We start from the raw sequence: 18,308 nt of genomic DNA, 5'->3' as shown, positions 1-18,308 counted from the left end.
ATAACAGTTGTGCTGGCGACAATAGCAAGAGTGAACCACCTGATCCCTTCCCGAACTCAGAAGTGAAACCTCTTAGCGCTGATGGTAGTGTGGGGTTACCCATGTGAGAGTAAGTCATCGCCAGCTCATTATTCGAAATCCCTCAACCTAATGGTTGGGGGATTTTTTTATGCCTTATATTTATACGGAAATTATAAAAAATATAATTAAGATGAGAAATTAGTAGCATCTAAGGTAAGGTTTTGACTAACTGTATAAGGGGCTTTAATTGGTTGGGAGATGAACTAAACTCTGTCCAGTTATTAAAATTAATGGTTTTAGCATGATGTACAAATTTTTTTAATCTAAAATCCAAAATAATTTTTTATTGTTTAAGTTCTTTTTTAGATAATTGAGCTCAATATAAATATACTTAAAAATAAATCATTAATATTTAAAGTGAAATTTAACTAATAAATTAAAATCTTAATCAAGAAAATGTATGTAAAAAAAGCAAAAAATTAGGATTTATCAACTATATTATGTTATAAAAAATAAAACGGCATAAAAATTGCTTATAAAGTGCGGTTAAATAAAGGGGAGTTCTAAATGAAATTAGCTATGGGGTTAAAGGTTGCCAATTCTTTATCATTGACACCTCAACTACAACAAGCCATTCGTTTATTGCAGCTCTCAAGTTTGGAATTAGAACAAGAGATTCAAATCCAACTTGATAGCAATCCACTTTTGGAAAAAGTTGAAGATCAAAATTCTGTTGAAAGTTTGAATGCGTTAAAAGAGCAAGAACAAGATAATAAAGATTTAACCAATGAGTTGAATGCTGATCACTTACCAGACGAACTTCCTGTCGATACAGAGTGGGATGATGTCTATACCCATCAACCAACAAGTCTTGGTGCCGCAGAATTTGAAGAACGTGAAGATAATCGGCAAAGCCATCAAAGCTTACAAGAACATATGCTTGAGCAAGTAAATCTTTTGAATTTTTCTCTAGTTGATAAATTAATAGCACATTGCATTATTGATTCACTGGATGAAAAAGGCTTCTTAGATGGTGAAATTAGTGAGATTACGCAATCGGTTCAACATCTTCTTAAATCCATGGATTATGAGGACGAAGTTGAAGATGATGAGGTTATTGTTGTATTAAAGCATATTCAACGACTAGATCCTGTTGGTGTGGGTTCACGTAATTTGGCTGAATGCCTAATGGTTCAGGTTGAGAATTTACCTGAAAATGAAAGTCATCGTAATCAAGCGATTTTACTACTTAAAAATTATGAATTACTGATTACGAATGAATTACCGAAGCTGATTAAACAAACTGGACTTAATACCGATCAATTGAAGCAAGCCATTGGTCTATTAAAGACATTAAAAGCACATCCAGGGCAAGAATTTGAAAATAAAGATTCAGACTATCAAATTCCTGATGTTGTTGTGATGAAGAGGAATGCACACTGGTTAGTACAACTTAACCAAGATGTGATGCCAAAGCTTCGGGTGAATTCATTTTATGCGAACATGATCAAGCGTGCAGATCAAAGCGATGACAATCAATATTTACGTAATCAAATGCTTGAAGCGAAGAATTTTATTAAAAGTATCGATGAACGGCATAAAACTTTATTGAAAGTCGCAACATGTATTGTAGAACATCAACGGGCTTTCTTTGAGCAGGGTCCTGAAGCGATGAAGCCTTTGGTCTTACGTGATATTGCTGACGAAGTTGAATTGCATGAATCAACGGTTTCACGAGTGACTACCAATAAATATATGCTGACACCACGTGGATTATTTGAATTGAAATATTTCTTTTCAAGCCATGTTGGAACTTCATCAGGTGGAGAGGCTTCTTCTACAGCGATTCGGGCCAAAATTAAAAAGCTTATTGCTGAAGAAAATGTAAAAAAACCTTTATCTGACAATGCGATAGCAGTATTACTGAATGCAGAAGGTATTGATGTTGCACGCCGAACTGTAGCGAAATATCGTGAGTCGTTACATATTCCATCATCTTCTGAAAGAAAAGTATTGATCTAATTTTTAAAATCTGACTATTCTAGAGATTCATTATGACGAAATAATGAATCTCTTTTTTATTTAAGGAATAGTCGAAATGATCTGATGGTTGTAAATGTGCCTTGCATATTGAGTTGGATGATTCGACTTGAACTTTTTCACTCCTGAAAGAAGGTGAGGGATAGAATTATGCAGATTACAATTCGTGGCCACCATTTAACAATTACACCAGCAATAGAAGAAACGATTCGTCTTAAATTTGCCGAAATGACGAAGCACTTAGATCAAGTCAATAGTATGCAAGTAAAACTGACGAAAGATCATCAGGTTGATAAACGGTCTAAAAAAGGTAGTGACAATCATATTGCAGAAGCCATTATTCGTTTACCTGGGACAGAGTTTTTTGCTCAGGCCTGTGCAGATGATATGTATACCTCAATAAAAATGTTGTCCGAAAAACTAAAAAAACAATTACACAAACATCGTAAAATGCAGCTGATTTATGTACCTTTAGCGGTTTAGATTGGTATTTGTATAAAAAGAGGTTTTTTATAACCTCTTTTTTTATATATATAATGTATGTGACTAATGAATTATTTTTCAGATTTATAGTAAAATGACGGGTTTTACACCGTTAGTCCTATATGGGGTCTTGTGATGAATAGTGAACAGCTCACTGAAATTTTAAAAGCTGCTTTTCCAGAAGCTGAGGTTGCAGTTAGTGGGCAAGGCGGCAAATTTGATCTACGTATTGTTGATGATCAATTTGAAGGCAATCGTCCTGTTTCTCGTCAACAATCTGTTTACGCACCTTTGAACTCCTACATTGCCAGCGGTGAAGTACACGCAGTGACTATACGTGCGATGACCAAAGAAGAATGGCGCAAAGCAAGCTTATTCGGAGCTTAATAATTAATGGATAAATTTCTGATTCAAGGCGGCACAAAGCTCGAAGGTGAAGTGCGCATATCTGGTGCGAAAAATGCTGCATTGCCACTTCTTGCTGCAACTATTCTCGCAGATACACCAATTACCTTAACCAATGTTCCAAATTTAAAAGATGTAAACACATTGGTTAAACTGATCGCTGGTCTTGGTGTTCAAATTAGCTATGAAGGCGATACAGTAAAAGCTGATACTTCAACACTTGATAACCAATTTGCACCGTATGAGTTGGTTAAAACTATGCGAGCATCCATTTTGGTGCTTGGGCCATTATTGGCGCGCTATGGCAGTGCAAAAGTTTCACTGCCTGGTGGTTGTGCAATTGGTTCGCGCCCTGTCGATCAACATCTTAAAGCGTTAGAAGCTTTGGGTGCAGAAATTGAGGTTGAGGCAGGTTATGTACATGCCAAAGTCGACGGTCGTCTAAAAGGTGGCGAAGTTGTCTTTGATATGGTGACTGTTGGTGGTACTGAAAATATTCTTACTGCTGCGGTGTTGGCAGATGGTGTGACCACGATTCGTAATGCGGCTCGTGAACCTGAAATTACTGACCTTGCGCAAATGTTGATTAAAATGGGCGCAAAAATTGAAGGTTTAGATACAGATACACTCGTTGTTACTGGTGTAGAAAGTCTACATGGCTGTGAATATGCAGTTGTTGCTGACCGTATTGAAACCGGTTCATATCTTGCAGCTGCGGCGATTACAGGCGGTAAGATTAAGACTACCAATACAGATCCAAATTTACTTGAGTCTGTCTTAGATAAGTTTGAAGAAATGGGTGCTGAAGTCACTCGTGGTGATGACTGGATCGAACTTGATATGCAGGGTAAACGTCCGAAAGCTGTGAGCTTTCAAACTTTGCCACATCCAGAATTTCCAACAGATATGCAAGCGCAGTTGATGGCAGTCAATGCGATTGGTCGTGGTTTTGCGACAATTTCAGAAACGATTTTTGAAAATCGATTCATGCACGTACCTGAGTTGGCACGTATGGGTGCGAACATTCAGGTTGAAGGCAATGATGCTGTTGTGACAGGTGTAGAAAAACTTTCTGCTGCGCCTGTGATGGCAACAGATTTGCGTGCTTCTTTCTCATTGGTTTTAGCAGCACTTGCCGCTGATGGGGAAACATTAATTGACCGTATTTATCATATTGACCGCGGTTATGAAGATGTCGAAGCGAAGTTACAAGGTTTAGGTGCCCAAATTAAGCGAGTAAGTTAATGAGCGATATGAGAAACGATGATCCTAATTTTGACGTAATGGGCAATTTTGATCATGGTTTAACTTTAGCATTAAGTAAGGGACGTATCTTAAAAGAAACATTACCTTTGCTGGAAACAGCAGGTATCAACTTACTTGAAGATCCGGATAAATCTCGTAAGTTAATTTTCCCAACGACTCATAAGCAGGTGCGTATTTTAATTTTACGTGCCTCTGATGTACCAACTTATGTTGAAAATGGTGCAGCAGATATTGGTGTTGCGGGTAAAGATGTATTGATGGAACATGGCGCGCAAAATGTTTATGAGCCATTGGATTTGAAAATTGCCAACTGTAAGTTAATGACTGCAGGTAAAGTGGGCATGGTTCGTCCAAATGGTCGTTTGAAAATTGCGACTAAGTACGTGAACTTAACTCGTCAATACTATGCAAGCTTAGGCGAGCAAGTTGATGTGATTAAGCTTTATGGTTCGATGGAGCTTGCTCCATTGGTTGGTTTAGGTGATTACATTGTCGATGTGGTTGATACGGGTAATACCTTACGTGCCAATGGTTTAGAACCGTTGGAAGAAATTTGTAAAGTTTCTTCACGTTTAATTGTGAACAAAGCAAGCTTTAAGCGTAAACAGGCTTTATTGAACCCGATACTTGCTCAGCTTGAAAAAGCAGTGGAAGAGCGCGAAAACGCAAAAAAATAAGTTAAAACTTATTATTAAAAAACCGTCCGATAGGGCGGTTTTTTTTATTTTTAAGGATTTGATTCAGTAAATTAATTTATCAATTTAGCCAAATGCTATTTCCAATAAAATTCATACTTATAGTCGGCAGTTGTTACCGACAAATGCAGATAAAACAGGTAAACTAAAGCTTCCCATTATTTTCATTGTGGATAAATTGATGCGACGTTTATCGACTCAAGATCAAAATTTCAAACAAGTCTTTGCTGATTTGTTGGCTTTTGAAACTGTGAGTGACCCAGAACTATTAAAAACCGTAGATCAAATCATTGCAGACGTACGTCAGCATGGTGATGCTCATGTTCTAAAACTCACACAACAGTTCGATCGACATCCAGCGCATCAATTCTCAGAATTAGAACTGAGCCAAGAGCAATTAAAAGCGGCATTCGAAGGCTTAAGCAGCGAAGTGCGTGAAGCTTTAGAACTTGCAGCAAATCGTGTGCGTGAATTCCACCAAGCACAAAAACAAGATGGTTGGACTTATGTCGATGCTTTGGGTAATACCTTAGGTCAAAAAGTAACACCACTTGATCGCGTGGGCATTTATGTACCAGGTGGTTTAGCTTCGTATCCATCGTCTGTATTGATGAATGCTGTTCCTGCGCATGTTGCAGGAGTGGCTGAAATTATTATGGTTGTACCTGCGCCAAATGGTGATTTAAATCCATTGGTCTTGGCAGCAGCATATTTAGCAGGCGTACATCGTGTATTTACCATTGGTGGTGCGCAAGCGGTTGCTGCATTAGCCTATGGTACTGAAACGATTCCGTGTGTAGATAAAATTACTGGACCGGGTAACCGTTTCGTTGCTGCGGCAAAACGTGCGGTATTTGGTCAAGTCGGTATTGATATGATCGCAGGTCCTTCAGAAATTTTGGTTTATGCTGAAGGCGAAAATAATGCTGAATGGTTGGCGATGGACTTATTGTCACAAGCTGAGCATGACACGGTTGCACAAGCGGTATTCATTACACCTGATGAAGCACTACTCAATGCTGTTGGTGAATGGATTGAAAAGCATTTAGAAGCTTTACCAAAAGCAGATATTGCACGTACTTCAATTGAAAACCGTGGTGCATTGGTCTTGGTGAAAGACCGTGCGGAAGGTGCAGAATTGATTAACCAAGTGGCGCCTGAACACTTAATGTTGTGTTTAGATGAAGCTGAAGCAATGGCTGAAGATATTCGTCATGCGGGCGCAATCTTTATGGGACGTTATACCCCAGAAGCGATTGGTGATTACTGTGCAGGCCCGAACCATGTTTTACCAACTTCTGGTACAGCACGTTTCTCATCACCGCTTGGTGTTTATGATTTCCAAAAACGCTCAAGCTTAATCATGTGTTCAGAGCAGGGTGTAAAAACCTTAGCAAAAACAGCAGATATATTAGCGCAGCAAGAAAATCTAGATGCACATGCACGCTCTGCACGTTACCGTTATCAAAATTAATACATAAAGTTTATCTATTCAATAATGGATATCCCTCTCCCTTTGGGATGAGTAGCGAAGCTACGCAAGAGGAGAGGGAGTTAGAGAAAATAAAATGTCAAATATTAGTCCTGAACAAATGCGTTTTTGGAGTCCTGAAGTACGTGAATTAGAACCGTACACACCAGGCGAACAACCTAAAATTCAAAATATTTTAAAACTCAATACCAATGAAAACCCATATCCACCATCACCGAAAGTGGTAGAAGCGGTACAAAAGGTTTTAGCAGATTCAGCTGATGTACTTCGTTTATATCCAGATCCTGAAGCGTCAGAATTAAAACAAGCGATTGCTAAACAGCAAAATGTGCCTGTGGAGCAAGTGTTTGTCGGTAATGGATCTGATGAAGTTTTAGCACATATTTTCAAAGCATTTTTTGTGCAAGAACTGCCTGTGCTTTACCCAGATATTACTTATAGTTTCTATCCTGTTTATAGTCAGTTCTTCGGTATTGCCGCGAACACTAAAATTTTACCGTTGAATGATAACTTCGAAATTGTGGTGGATGATTATAAACAGCCGAATGGCGGGATTATCATTACCAATCCAAATGCGCCAACCAGTATTGCATTAGGTTTGTCTGCAATTGAAGAAGTGCTTCAAGCTAATCCAAACTCAGTTGTGGTGATTGATGAAGCCTATGTCGATTTTGGTGCTGAATCTGCAGTATCGTTGGTTGAAAAATATGAAAACTTAGTGGTTTGTCAAACGACTTCTAAATCACGTTCACTTGCGGGTTTACGCGTTGGTTTTGCGATTGCTCAGCCACATTTAATTGCTGCGCTTGAAGCGGTCAAAAACAGTTTTAACTCATACCCAATGGATCGTTTTGCGATTGCAGCAGCGGTGGCGTCTTTTGAAGATCAAGCTTACTTTGAAGCACAAAACGCCAAAGTCATTGCGAGCCGTGAAAAGCTTGTAGAGCAGCTTTCTGAGCTTGGGTTTAAAGTATTACCATCTGCGGCAAACTTTATTTTTGCAACTTTGCCAACTAAAGATGCAGGTCAACTTGCTGCTGAATTACGTGAACGTGGCATTATTGTTCGTTATTTTAATAAGCCACGCATCAATCAATTTTTACGTATTACGATTGGTACAGATGAGCAAAACCAGCGTTTGGTTGATACTTTGAAAAACGAGATTTTGGTTTAAATAATCCCACCTGACCTCCCTTTTATAAAGGGAGGAATTCCCCTCTTTATAAAAGAGGGGCTAGGGGGAGATTTTTAAAAAAGCGACTCGATTGAGTCGCTTTTTTAAATTACTCAGGTGTGTACCAAGTGTTGAGTAAATTCAGCATAGCTTCGACTTTATCAAAACACTCTTGATATTCAGCATCGCAATCTGAAGCAATGGTGATACCACCACCAGCCCATATAGACACATCATTTTGATATTTTTGAATTGAACGAATCAAAATATTCCAAGAGCCTGTGCCATCTTCATTGAAATAACCAAGTGATCCACAATAAGCGCCACGCGGAGCACCTTCAAGCTCCTCAATAATTTGCATGGCACGGATTTTAGGTGCACCTGTGATTGAACCGCCAGGTAGTGCAGATAACAACATCTCAAATGGATTAACCTCAGCTTTCAGTGTTGCTTCAACTTCGCTGACCATATGATGAACTTGATTAAATGATTCAATATTAAAAAGCTTGGGCGTATTTACAGACCCAGTTTCGGCATAAACACTTAAATCATTGCGCAGTAAATCTACAATCATGACATTTTCAGCTTGATCTTTTTTGGAGTCTTGTAGTTTTTGTTTTGACTCGGCATCTCGTATTGGATCATCAAATCGTGGCATTGTGCCTTTAATCGGTTTGGTGATAATTTTTCGATTCGCTGCAAAATCAATAAATAACTCAGGTGAACAACTTAAAAGTTCAAAATTATCAATACGTAAATAGCCTGCATAAGGTGCATTAGTAAGTGTCCAAAATTGCTCCGCTGTATCAAGTAATCGTCCCTGTGCTGATGCAGTGAATTCTTGAGTTAAATTTATTTGATAGCAATCACCAGCTTTAATGTATTCCTGCACTTGATCGAAAGCATGTTGATATTGTGCTTTATTCCAACGTGCTTGGCATATTGTTGTAAGCCCAAAGCTTGTTGAATGTGTAGAATTTTTATGTAGCAATTGCAGAACATGTTCATAAATATCATGGGCAATAGCTTCATGGCTGTAAAATGTCCAACCTTCAGCTTCCAATTTTAAATAACTTTGAAAGTCACCTAAAAATAGATTGGGCTGATCCTTTGTATTTAATTGAATACGTTGTTTCGCAGCAAAATCATAGCCTATAAAACCCATGACACCGCCTGTAAAGCCTGTGTTTGGACTGTCTTGCCTATTGTTAAAATTGAAGTTTAATCCACGAGCATCATTACATTCGATATAAGTTTGAAGATCTTGTCTAACATAAGTTTTAAGCTCACCTTTTGAGATAATTTGACAATAGGTTGAAAGTAGCCCAATGACTGGTTGTGCGATATCTTGCAAAAAAATCACGTGTGTTAGCTCGTTCAGTGCTTGCAAAATTGATTGAGCACTGACATGAGAAGGAAGGATTAACTTTTTATAAATCGTCAAGTTAGACATCTATAGGTTTACATTGAATAGAAATTCTGAACATTTTATACGATTCCTAAATCAATTGAATTGCATATACCGTTTATCGGTAAGAAATAGATTGCGACCAACGACAGTTGAACAATTTTGCACATGGATATAATTTAATCAGGCGAGCAAACTACTCAAGGAAAGATTTAACAGTTGTCACAAAATAATACAACAACTGTATAAGTCGAGTGGTTGAAAACCAAAAAAAATAAATACTCTTGGGAGAGTACCGTATGAAAAACTTCACTAAATTAGCTTTAGTATCTTCAATCGCGTTCAGCGCAAATGCTATGGCTATGCAAGCAATGGATGATGCTGCACTTAGTTCAACTACAGGTCAAGACGGTATCAATATTGGTATTGGTATTTCTAAAGTCGAAATAGAAAAACTTTTCATTCACGATAATGATGGTTTAGCAACTGATAAAGGTGGTACAGGTGAAGCTGGTGCTATTTCTATTAAAGGAAATGGTAAATCAGTAATGGTAGGCGGTAAAGAAACTAACGTTGTTAAAGATAAAGGTATAGTTATTGGTGCAAACTATGGTGGTGGGGGTGCTTACCTTTTAACGACTGGTAATTTAGCTGATTTACGCATTGATACGGATGCTGGTACGGGCACAAATGGGGCGTTCATTAATATTGCAGCGGATGTTTCGGGCTTAGATATTAATATTGGTGAAATTGGCGTAACTGCATCTAATGATGTTCAAGGTGCTGGTGCAACTTCAATTCGTCGTGGTGGTGATAATAATAACTACAACGCAATTTTATCAGGTCTTTCTTTAAAGACTGGTAAAATGACAGCCAATATTCAGTTAGGTGCTGCTCCACAAGGTGCAATGATTAAACTTAGTACAACAATGATTGGTGGATTAGAAATACAAAATCTAGGTATTTTAGATGCATCTACTAAAGCTGGTAAAGGAGATGGTTCAAGTGTTGCAGACCGCGCTGCGGGCGAAATCTTTATTGAAAGCATTAAAGTGGCTGATGCTAATTCAACGGACTTAACTATTAATCAGAATGTACGTGTATATGGTAAAGCTGGCACAAATAACGGTTATATCCAAATGGTAAGTAATTCAGGTCCAATTGATAACTATGTGAAAGGTATTCATTTAGGTAGCCGAGACGCTGGCTCGATCGGCGATATCGAAGTTCAAGGTCTACAAACTTACTACAGTCCAGCAATGGGAAGTTACCTTCCAGGTTCTGTAATTACGATTTCAAGTAAGTAATCTATAATTAAAAAAAAGCGCGTGTAGATCACGCGCTTTTTTTTACAAAAAATGCAGAATGACCGCAAATATCATAAAAAATAGCTGTTTTTTTATAAAAAAGAAGGTATCTTGCATAATACATGGATGTAGAGCAATTGCTCTAAAAAATAATGAAAAAAAGGCACATCATTGCCGATAACTAAAAGTTAGAACATATGTTAGAGATAGCAGTAGGCTCGGCATTGATGTATTACTTTGCCAAAGAGTCCTTTGATTTAAAAGAAAAGCCAGTGGGTACAGTTCAATACACGGAAACCTTGGATTCGCGAAATGATTCCTTTACGCGTATGCACCGTGAAGCTGTAAAAATTAAACCAGCCATAGAAGATCAATTCCGCGGAATTGTACGTCAGGCTTATGACTACAGTTGTGGATCTGCCGCCTTAACGACCTTATTAAATGGTTATGTTGGTACTCAAATTACCGAACAACAAACCATGAATGGATTACTAAAATTCGGTGAAACAGAAAAAATCGTTGAGCGTCGCAGTTTTTCCTTACTGGATATGAAACGTTTCGTTGCCGCATTAGGCTTAGAAAGTGGTGGTTACAAAGGCGAATTTTCCGATTTGATTAAACAAGGGCAACCTGCCATTGTTCCAATTTCATATGCCGGATTTAAACACTTCGTAGTCTTTAAAGCGTATAAAGATGGGCGAGTCTATGTGGCTGATCCAGCGTTGGGGAATATTAGTTTTGACGCAGTTCGGTTTCAGCAAATTTGGGAAAATAACACGCTATTCCTAATTAATGTAGCGCCAGAACAACGAAAAAATTTACTTGCTCTACAGGATGCCGATTTACGTCATGTCGATGATGCAACGGTTAACCGTTATGCGCTTGTGGATATTCAATATCCACAGTTTTATATGGATAAAATTGCAGATAAAGCTTCGACAATCCGACTTGATAAAAATATGAATGAAGAGTCGGATTCTTATGGAAAGTCAAATTACAATTTTTTAAGGCTGTATTACAAGAGTAAGTAATTAGCCAATAAAGCTGTAAAAAGTAAATCAGGATTAAAAAAATAAAAAGCGGTGGGATGGAACATGAATCGTAAATGGATGAACAAAACAATCTTGGCTGTGAGTATTCAAGTCGTGATGGGGGTTGCGTATGCAGCTGATGATCAAAACCTTGGAGAATATGAACCAGTAGATCAAGAAACGGTTGTTGAGGAATCAGCGACAAGTACTCCAAGTGATACTGTTGAAGAAACTGCTGCCGAGCCAGAAATTGGGCAGTATGAATCTGTAGAGGACAGTGCTGAGCCAGCAGCACAGCCTGAAACTGTTTCAGAAGCAGATAAAGCGTCTAATGCTTTGCAAAAGCAAGAAGGTGATGCTAGCCAAGAAACTAATTTACAAGAAGTTTTTACTTCAAATGAACGCCAATATTCTTTAATCAAAAAAGGTGAAATTTCATCTTTTTATGATATTGACTACACTTACTACCGTGATACACAGCTTGATATGGAAATGGCTCAAGGCCAGCTCTATCAATTACGTGTTCAAGAAAATGCAACGCACTCCATGACCAACACTTTTACTGTTCAGTATGGTGTGATGGATAATTTAACTTTCTCTGCGTCATTACCATTAGTTGCAAAAACCGATTTACTCAAAGATACATCGACGGCAGGTCTAGGTGATATTTCATTAGGCGCACGTTGGGAACCTTTCCCACTGAAACAAGGTCGATTACCGTTGATTTTATTTGGTAACTTATCTACCAAAACGGGTGATAGTCCATATGAAGTCAATGCTGTTAATGATCTTGCGACAGGTAAGGGATATTACTCGGCAGGTGTGGGTGCAAGTACTCGTAAATATATTGATCCAGTCGTACTATTCGCTTCAGTTTCAGCTAACTATGGTTTTAAAGAAACAGGCTTAAACCAACGACGTGGTTCACGTGTTATTGAAGAATTTGAACCGGGCATTAGTGGTGGTTTCGCATTTGGTTTTGCATACTCATTTAACTATGATGTTTCGCTTACCATGTCTTACCAACAAAGTTTCAATACAGGGGCTGAATTTACTTATAGCAGTGGTGAATCATATTCTCCAGCAGATCAGACCAGTTCAACTTTAGCCATCTCTCTTGGTGTTCGGGTATCTCCAGATACGATTGTCAATGGAACGGTGGGCTTAGGTTTAACAGAAGATGCACCTGATGTTTCTTTAGGTTTATCTTTCCCATTAGATATTTTAGGTTTTGGTAAAAAACTTCGCTAAGAGGGCGGTCGTATGCGTAGAATTCGACTCAGCCCAATTGTAAGTGCGATTGTTTTAACGGGCTGTTCAAGTGCTGCATTTGCACAATTAGGTACTAACCTTTCAGTTGATATACGTTCCCTTGCACTCGGGAATGCAGTCACTGCCGATCCTCCAGGGATTAGTGCAGTACATTTTAACCCTGCTGCCTTGACCAAAATCGAAGGTTTGCAAACGGATATGCAGGGGATTGTAGCGAACTTTGATATTCAACGTGAGTTTACAGTTCCAGCGGGATATAACGTTTTTGGTTATTCAGATGATCCATTGGTATGTAACGATGGGCCAGAAGTTGCTGCAGATATTTGTACTGATTTTAAAGATAAAGTTTCAGGCGATGTCGAGTACGCAACATTATATGTACCCGTCCTAAAAAAGATGGTGGATTTTGGTGCTGGCCAACCGATTGCTGCACCAACGATGGGGATTGCTTATAATCCACCAGGTTCAAAAGCGACATTTGCCACAGCTGTATATGCGCCTTTAATTGCGGGATTTGGTGCGGAAAATGGTAATCCTGGTAATTTTATGGGGCAACAAGTTGCCTTAGAACGTATCACCTATCTTTCACCGACCATGGCCTACCAAGTGAGCGATGAACTATCCATTGGTGGTGGTGTCGGGATGTCCTATCAAGCCATTGGGTTGAAATCTGATTTACGTTTCCCGAATGAATTGATCGGAATGTTACGGATGATTGATGAAGTCGTCTGTACACCTTTTAAAGAAAACTCTGACATTATTACTGATATTTTATTATTGGGGATGTGTAATACCGAAGAAGGCATGAACCCTTTTGGGAAATTCGGTCAAATGGAGTTGGCACTCGAACAATCTTTAAGTCCAAGTTATAACTTAGGGGTATTGTGGGAACCGAGTGAAGAATTTAGCTTTGGTATGGTCTATCAAAGTGCTGCAAAAATGCGCATGAAGGGTCGATATCGTGTGCAAAATGCCAAAGCGCCGCAGGAGATGATTAAAGGATTAATGTCTTCACCGACAGGGCAAATTTTAGCTGCAATTTTAGGCTTCCCCAATGCGGTGCCAGATTCAGAATCAGGTTTGGTTTCCATGGATTTTGAATATCCTCAGCACGTTCAAGCGGGTATTAAATATAAAGTAATGCCTGATTTACAGGTCAACTTTGATGTGGGCTGGACAGACTATCGAGCGTGGGACAAATTTCGTTTTGAGTTTGATCGACAGTTATCAGCACTCAAAATTGCAAAACTATTGTCTGAAAATGTGACAGACAACTCTTTGGCTTTACCGCTTAAGTTTACATCGCCATGGAACTGGGGTATTGGACTTGAGTATTCAGCTACAGATCGTTTGAAGTTAAGGGCAGGCTATGAACCTCGTAGCACATCTATTCCGGATGGAAAGCGTAATACCATGGTTCCAATCAATGGTGCGCAACTTTTTGGTATGGGGATTGGTTATCGTTTTGATGCTGATACAGATCTTGATTTATCCATCGGCTTTTTACGCAGTAAAGATAATATTCCTGCAAATACCAGTAGTCTTGCAAACTTGACTGGAGTGAATAATTTACTGTTAAACCCCTATGCTGGATTGAATGTAAAGACAGATACAAAAATCACAATTCTTGGGTTAAATTATAGAACGCGTTGGTAGGATAAGATATAAGAATGAAAAGGATTTTATTCATGGGGACGATACTTTCGCTGGCAACAGTGCAAGTATCTTTTTCGTATGCAGGAGCATTTCATACCATTATTGGGCCAGATGGACGTCCAATGGTGGTTCAAATTCAAGAAAAAGTGCAAAAAAAGGTTGAACTTAAGGAACAGCCAAAACCGAAGCAAATCTCTGATTCAGTTGTAAATCAAGTTGAAATTCCATCCCCACCACAAGTTCAGTTAAAAAAAGACCTAAAAAATACTCTGCCGGCTCTTGTTGAGCAAACGATCGCAGTACCACATGTTGTAACGCCTACACCAGTACCATTAACTGTTGTTAAACAAAATCTACTTCCGGTCGAAGATATCGTTGCCAAGCCGATAAAACCTACAGTTAAAAATACAATTGAGTTCGATCAAGCGGCACTTGGAAATCAATATAAAAATACGTGGGTAGATCAATTACAAAAAGCCGAAGCGACAAAACAAGTACCTGCTGAAATAATTGAAAATCAATCACTGAATCAGAATCCAGTGCAAGCAGCACAAGTAAAGACTCCAGAACCACCTGTGAAACTAAAAGCAGAAAATACGAATAAAATAGAACAAGGATTTTCTACGATTGATGGTGAAAAATATGTTAATAATGAATATCTTGAGAATAAAGAATTTAATTTAGAAGGAAAAAAACGCTTTTACACCATGCCAGAAGGTGTGATTGACAATAAAGTGGGTCAAACGCGTATGCAAACGATTGAACGCGAAAAAGGCGTAGGTCGTTCTGTAATTGATAACTTATTTAAGCGTGATCAACCTGTTGATAATGGACCTATTACCTTAGCAACATCGTATTACCGTGTATCAAATAGCGATGCGGTACAAGGTTTGGGTCAACAGTGCTTTACTGATAAAAAAATGAAGAAAGCTAAAGAGTTGGATATACAGCAGGATATTAACCTTTGGCCACGTGCGCCAATTTCGGAAGAGTTTGACTATGAAGTCGTAAAACTTAAAAGCCCTTTACAAAATATTCGGATAAATTCGTTTGCATCTAGGGTACAAAATCCAACATTTTATTGGCCCTTCGTAGTGTTTTTAGACTCAAAAGGCTGTGTGATTGAAGGCGCAGGTGGGTTCAAAAACAATGATGGTCAGGCCGATCATTTTTACCATGAAAAAATTGAAGGCATCATACAAGTACCGAAGGGCAGCCAATACTTATTATTAACGCCTTTAGCTTCGGCGATTGATGTGGATGGTCGTGTCCTATCCAATCAAGGCCAGCTTAAATTAACTGCAATCCGTTAGGATATAAAAAAAGAGAATCAGGATGAAAAATAAAATTATTTTGCCTTTTGCATTGAGCACATTGGTTGCAGCTTTAGGCGGCTGTGGTGGCGAAAGTGCAAAAGTGAATCCAGAAATTTACGATACAAGTACGACCAATGGAACATGTCTCAGTAATTCAGAAGGTTGTGTTGAATTCGTATTGGATTACCCTGTTGAAGGGTTAAATTTTAACTGTTCAAGTGATGTTAAAAATACCTATGTCACTTTATTTGATCTAAAAGAAGGCGTTTCAACTGGTGCTTGTAAGATTGGTGATAAAGTCACATTCTTTATTCAAGGTGAAAAATCTAAACGTATTGATTTGGGGACGGTTGATCTAAAAAATATTTCTCAGGTTGCTAGTGGATCGACGCCTCCAAGATTGACACTTGTGGACCTTGCAACGGGTATAACAGGTAAATCAGCTGCTTCTATCAGTAGTTCGGATGCAACCATCAAAGTGGCTATGCGTATTGCCAAGATTATTCAAGCCTTGGCAATTAAGAATAATAGTGTTGTGGTCCCAACTGATATTCAAGCGGTATATATCAATAATGCAGATAAATTACTCATTGATGAAATCTCAAGAAATGTGACAACAGCAGATTTCAGTATCAGCTCAGATACTGAATTTGATGACTTATTTAAGCCGTGGCTTGATCTATCGCAAGTCAGTAATGCCAATGCGTTTACCATTGTCAGTAAACTGATGACCATTTCGACTGCAGCCGTGTATCAACCAGAATTTGCACTGTTTTCAACCGATGGCGTATTAGCCAATGCCAGTGGTTCGAACGGACTTGTCGGCTGTGATAAAAATGAATGTTTACCATCGGATAGTTCTAAAGTAAATTTGTTTGGTCACTTTATGTTGATGACGGATCGTCAAGGGATGACCTTTGGTAGTGGTTTACAATGGAAAGGGAAAGTGGATGAGCAGCTGTCCACTATTGGTGGGGTGAACGTTCTGCTATTAACACAGGTCAAACCAACCCGATTGACTGCGACGCCACAAGATACGTGGGTTGATCCGCTTACTAAAGAGATTGATACCAAGAGAAATCTTGGTTTCCGTTTTGATGCCGAAGAAGTGAATGCAGATCCACTGATTATCAAGCAGGGAACGTTGTTGGCTGACAAAATGGTTGTCGGTACAGGCGGAAGTTTATTTAAAACTCTGCAAGGTAAAAAAGATGATTATGTGCTGACTGCAGATGACAAGAAAAAACTTGGTCTCTGGGAGCAAAAAATCAATCAAGTTCAATTCAAAGGTACGATGGACCTGTACAAATTGTACTCATTGTCTTATTTAGATAAAAAAGTCTTTAAATCTATTGATAATGTGGTTGCTGGGCAAAATTACATTTTCCCACTATATGCAGATTTAACCTTTAAATTTACAGATACAACAGTGAAAACCGTGAAACTGGGTGTCGTGATTGATCGTAATGGTGATATTCGTACCAATATTAAGCCGGGTGTTCCTGCGGATGTATTTACACGCTTGGATAGTCAATTGGTTGATATATCGACGGATTCTGCGAAAGGTTGTCAGGGTAAGGACGTACTTGATCCGTTATTAATGAAAGATGATCAAGGCGTGCAACAATATCGTTTAGGTACGACGACACGTACATTTACGCCTGAGGGGAATATTAACCCGAATACCATTTCAATTCGTATGATCATGGCCGATCCATTTTTTGGAACTTTAGATGGTGCACTCATCGGGATGAATTCGAGTGTAAAAACCTCTGCTGATACGAGTCTTGTAGTCGGTGGTGCATTGGTTCAGTTACATAATTTGATCAATGCAACTGAAGGCTCTCGCCCAACAGGTGTGGCTTTAACTGATTCGGATAATAAGACTGTAAAATGGGGTAATAGCCTTGCCAGCTTTAGTTATATTTATAGTTTGAAAAATCCAAACGATACGACAGTTACACAAATTTCAAAATTAAATGGTGGCGAAATTTCGCTGGATTTAGCGCCGTGCTATAGCATTCAGAAAAAATAATGAAATAAAAAGCCCATCGATGGTGGGCTTTTTATATTTCGATGTTTTTTAATTAACCTGTATGGTCTAGTCGAGTACCAAGCGTTTCAAGGTGTAAGTCGAATTGCTCCGTTAGACGGTCGGCAAAATAATGACGCAGCGTACGCTCTACACTTGGGAAGGCCAAATCATTCCATGGAATTTCATCTTCGGTAAATAAACGTGATTCAATGGTCTCTTCACCCGCACCAAATTCACCATTGACTAAATCTGACTTAAATAAAGTGTAAATTTGTCCAATACGGGGAATGTTATACATGCAGTAAAGCTTTTGAATATTCACTTCAGCTTCAGCTTCTTCTCGAGTTTCACGCGCGGCACCTTGTTCCATGGTTTCAAATAATTCCATGTAGCCAGCAGGCAAAGTCCACAAGCCATAACGTGGTTCGATGGCACGCCGGCAAAGCAACACTTTATCTTCCCAAAGGACCAATGCGCCACAAATTACTTTGGGATTAACATAATGAATAAAACCACATGCAGTACAAACACGGCGTAACTGATGATCGCCGAGTGGGATCGCTTCCTTGGTTTTTTGTCCGCAGTTGGTGCAAAAGTTCATATTCATCGTCATTGATAAAGTTAGCAGTCAGGATAACTTAAAAATAAAACTTTGGCATCATTTCTCACCACTTCATAAAAATTCAGCTATGATGAAACCAAGATAA

The 18,308-nt window shown here is 38.8% G+C and carries 15 protein-coding genes and 1 rRNA gene; 14 read left to right on the top strand and 2 right to left on the bottom strand.

The features are described from left to right. Window positions 1-11: 11 nt before the first annotated feature. The 8 genes from rrf to hisC all read left to right on the top strand — a co-directional run bounded on the left by rrf (window position 12) and on the right by hisC (window position 7,576). Window positions 12-126 (top strand): 5S ribosomal RNA (rrf, locus tag B9T33_RS09275). A gap of 462 nt (window positions 127-588) precedes the next feature. Further along, on the top strand, window positions 589-2,043 hold the full coding sequence (locus tag B9T33_RS09270) for an RNA polymerase factor sigma-54 (RefSeq protein WP_086178632.1): 1,455 nt from the start codon (window positions 589-591) through the stop codon (window positions 2,041-2,043). Window positions 2,044-2,211: 168 nt separating this feature from the next. Beyond that, window positions 2,212-2,544, top strand: coding sequence for a ribosome hibernation-promoting factor, HPF/YfiA family (gene hpf / locus B9T33_RS09265; RefSeq protein ID WP_086178631.1), 333 nt, complete (start codon window positions 2,212-2,214; stop codon window positions 2,542-2,544). A 135-nt stretch (window positions 2,545-2,679) separates the two neighbouring features. Further along, window positions 2,680-2,931, top strand: coding sequence for a BolA family iron metabolism protein IbaG (gene ibaG, locus B9T33_RS09260; protein WP_086178630.1), 252 nt, complete (start codon window positions 2,680-2,682; stop codon window positions 2,929-2,931). 6 nt (window positions 2,932-2,937) lie between these two features. Beyond that, window positions 2,938-4,194: a UDP-N-acetylglucosamine 1-carboxyvinyltransferase gene (gene murA, locus B9T33_RS09255; RefSeq protein ID WP_086178629.1), complete on the top strand. Its 1,257-nt coding sequence runs from the start codon at window positions 2,938-2,940 to the stop codon at window positions 4,192-4,194. Further along, on the top strand, window positions 4,194-4,892 hold the full coding sequence (hisG, locus tag B9T33_RS09250) for an ATP phosphoribosyltransferase (RefSeq protein WP_086178628.1): 699 nt from the start codon (window positions 4,194-4,196) through the stop codon (window positions 4,890-4,892). Before murA ends, hisG begins: the two co-directional genes overlap by 1 nt. Window positions 4,893-5,079: 187 nt before the next feature. After that, window positions 5,080-6,384 carry a histidinol dehydrogenase gene (hisD, locus tag B9T33_RS09245; RefSeq protein WP_086178644.1) on the top strand — a complete coding sequence of 435 codons (1,305 nt, stop codon included), beginning with the start codon at window positions 5,080-5,082 and terminating at the stop codon, window positions 6,382-6,384. Window positions 6,385-6,478: 94 nt separating this feature from the next. After that, complete coding sequence (hisC, locus tag B9T33_RS09240; RefSeq protein ID WP_086178627.1) at window positions 6,479-7,576, top strand: histidinol-phosphate transaminase; 1,098 nt, start codon at window positions 6,479-6,481, stop codon at window positions 7,574-7,576. 109 nt (window positions 7,577-7,685) lie between these two features. On the opposite strand, the gene B9T33_RS09235 is transcribed toward hisC, so the two are convergent. Continuing rightward, entirely contained in the window at window positions 7,686-9,029 is a 1,344-nt protein-coding gene (locus B9T33_RS09235; RefSeq protein ID WP_086178626.1) for an anthranilate synthase component I family protein, read from the bottom strand. A gap of 254 nt (window positions 9,030-9,283) precedes the next feature. Between B9T33_RS09235 and B9T33_RS09230 the strand changes: the two genes are divergently transcribed. From B9T33_RS09230 to B9T33_RS09205, 6 genes are all read left to right on the top strand, one after another. After that, window positions 9,284-10,291 carry a DUF6160 family protein gene (locus B9T33_RS09230; protein ID WP_086178625.1) on the top strand — a complete coding sequence of 336 codons (1,008 nt, stop codon included), beginning with the start codon at window positions 9,284-9,286 and terminating at the stop codon, window positions 10,289-10,291. A gap of 197 nt (window positions 10,292-10,488) precedes the next feature. Continuing rightward, window positions 10,489-11,322: a C39 family peptidase gene (locus tag B9T33_RS09225; protein WP_086178624.1), complete on the top strand. Its 834-nt coding sequence runs from the start codon at window positions 10,489-10,491 to the stop codon at window positions 11,320-11,322. 63 nt (window positions 11,323-11,385) lie between these two features. Next, the gene (locus tag B9T33_RS09220; protein WP_086178623.1) at window positions 11,386-12,573 is read left to right on the top strand and encodes a hypothetical protein; all 1,188 of its coding nucleotides are present in this window, start codon (window positions 11,386-11,388) and stop codon (window positions 12,571-12,573) included. Between the two features lie 12 nt (window positions 12,574-12,585). Further along, window positions 12,586-14,250, top strand: a complete 1,665-nt coding sequence (locus tag B9T33_RS09215) for an OmpP1/FadL family transporter (RefSeq protein WP_086178622.1) — start codon at window positions 12,586-12,588, stop codon at window positions 14,248-14,250. A 32-nt stretch (window positions 14,251-14,282) separates the two neighbouring features. Then, window positions 14,283-15,563: a putative pilus assembly protein FilE gene (gene filE, locus B9T33_RS09210; RefSeq protein ID WP_265733593.1), complete on the top strand. Its 1,281-nt coding sequence runs from the start codon at window positions 14,283-14,285 to the stop codon at window positions 15,561-15,563. 22 nt (window positions 15,564-15,585) lie between these two features. Continuing rightward, on the top strand, window positions 15,586-17,601 hold the full coding sequence (locus B9T33_RS09205) for a hypothetical protein (RefSeq protein ID WP_086178620.1): 2,016 nt from the start codon (window positions 15,586-15,588) through the stop codon (window positions 17,599-17,601). A 52-nt stretch (window positions 17,602-17,653) separates the two neighbouring features. Here B9T33_RS09205 and B9T33_RS09200 read toward each other — a convergent pair whose 3' ends face one another. Further along, window positions 17,654-18,202, bottom strand: coding sequence for an NUDIX hydrolase (locus B9T33_RS09200; protein ID WP_086178619.1), 549 nt, complete (start codon window positions 18,200-18,202; stop codon window positions 17,654-17,656). Window positions 18,203-18,308 lie beyond the last annotated feature (106 nt).

This window comes from Acinetobacter sp. ANC 5054 (assembly GCF_002135295.1).
Lineage (GTDB): Bacteria > Pseudomonadota > Gammaproteobacteria > Pseudomonadales > Moraxellaceae > Acinetobacter.
This window is presented reverse-complemented; position numbering and strand designations above follow the sequence as displayed.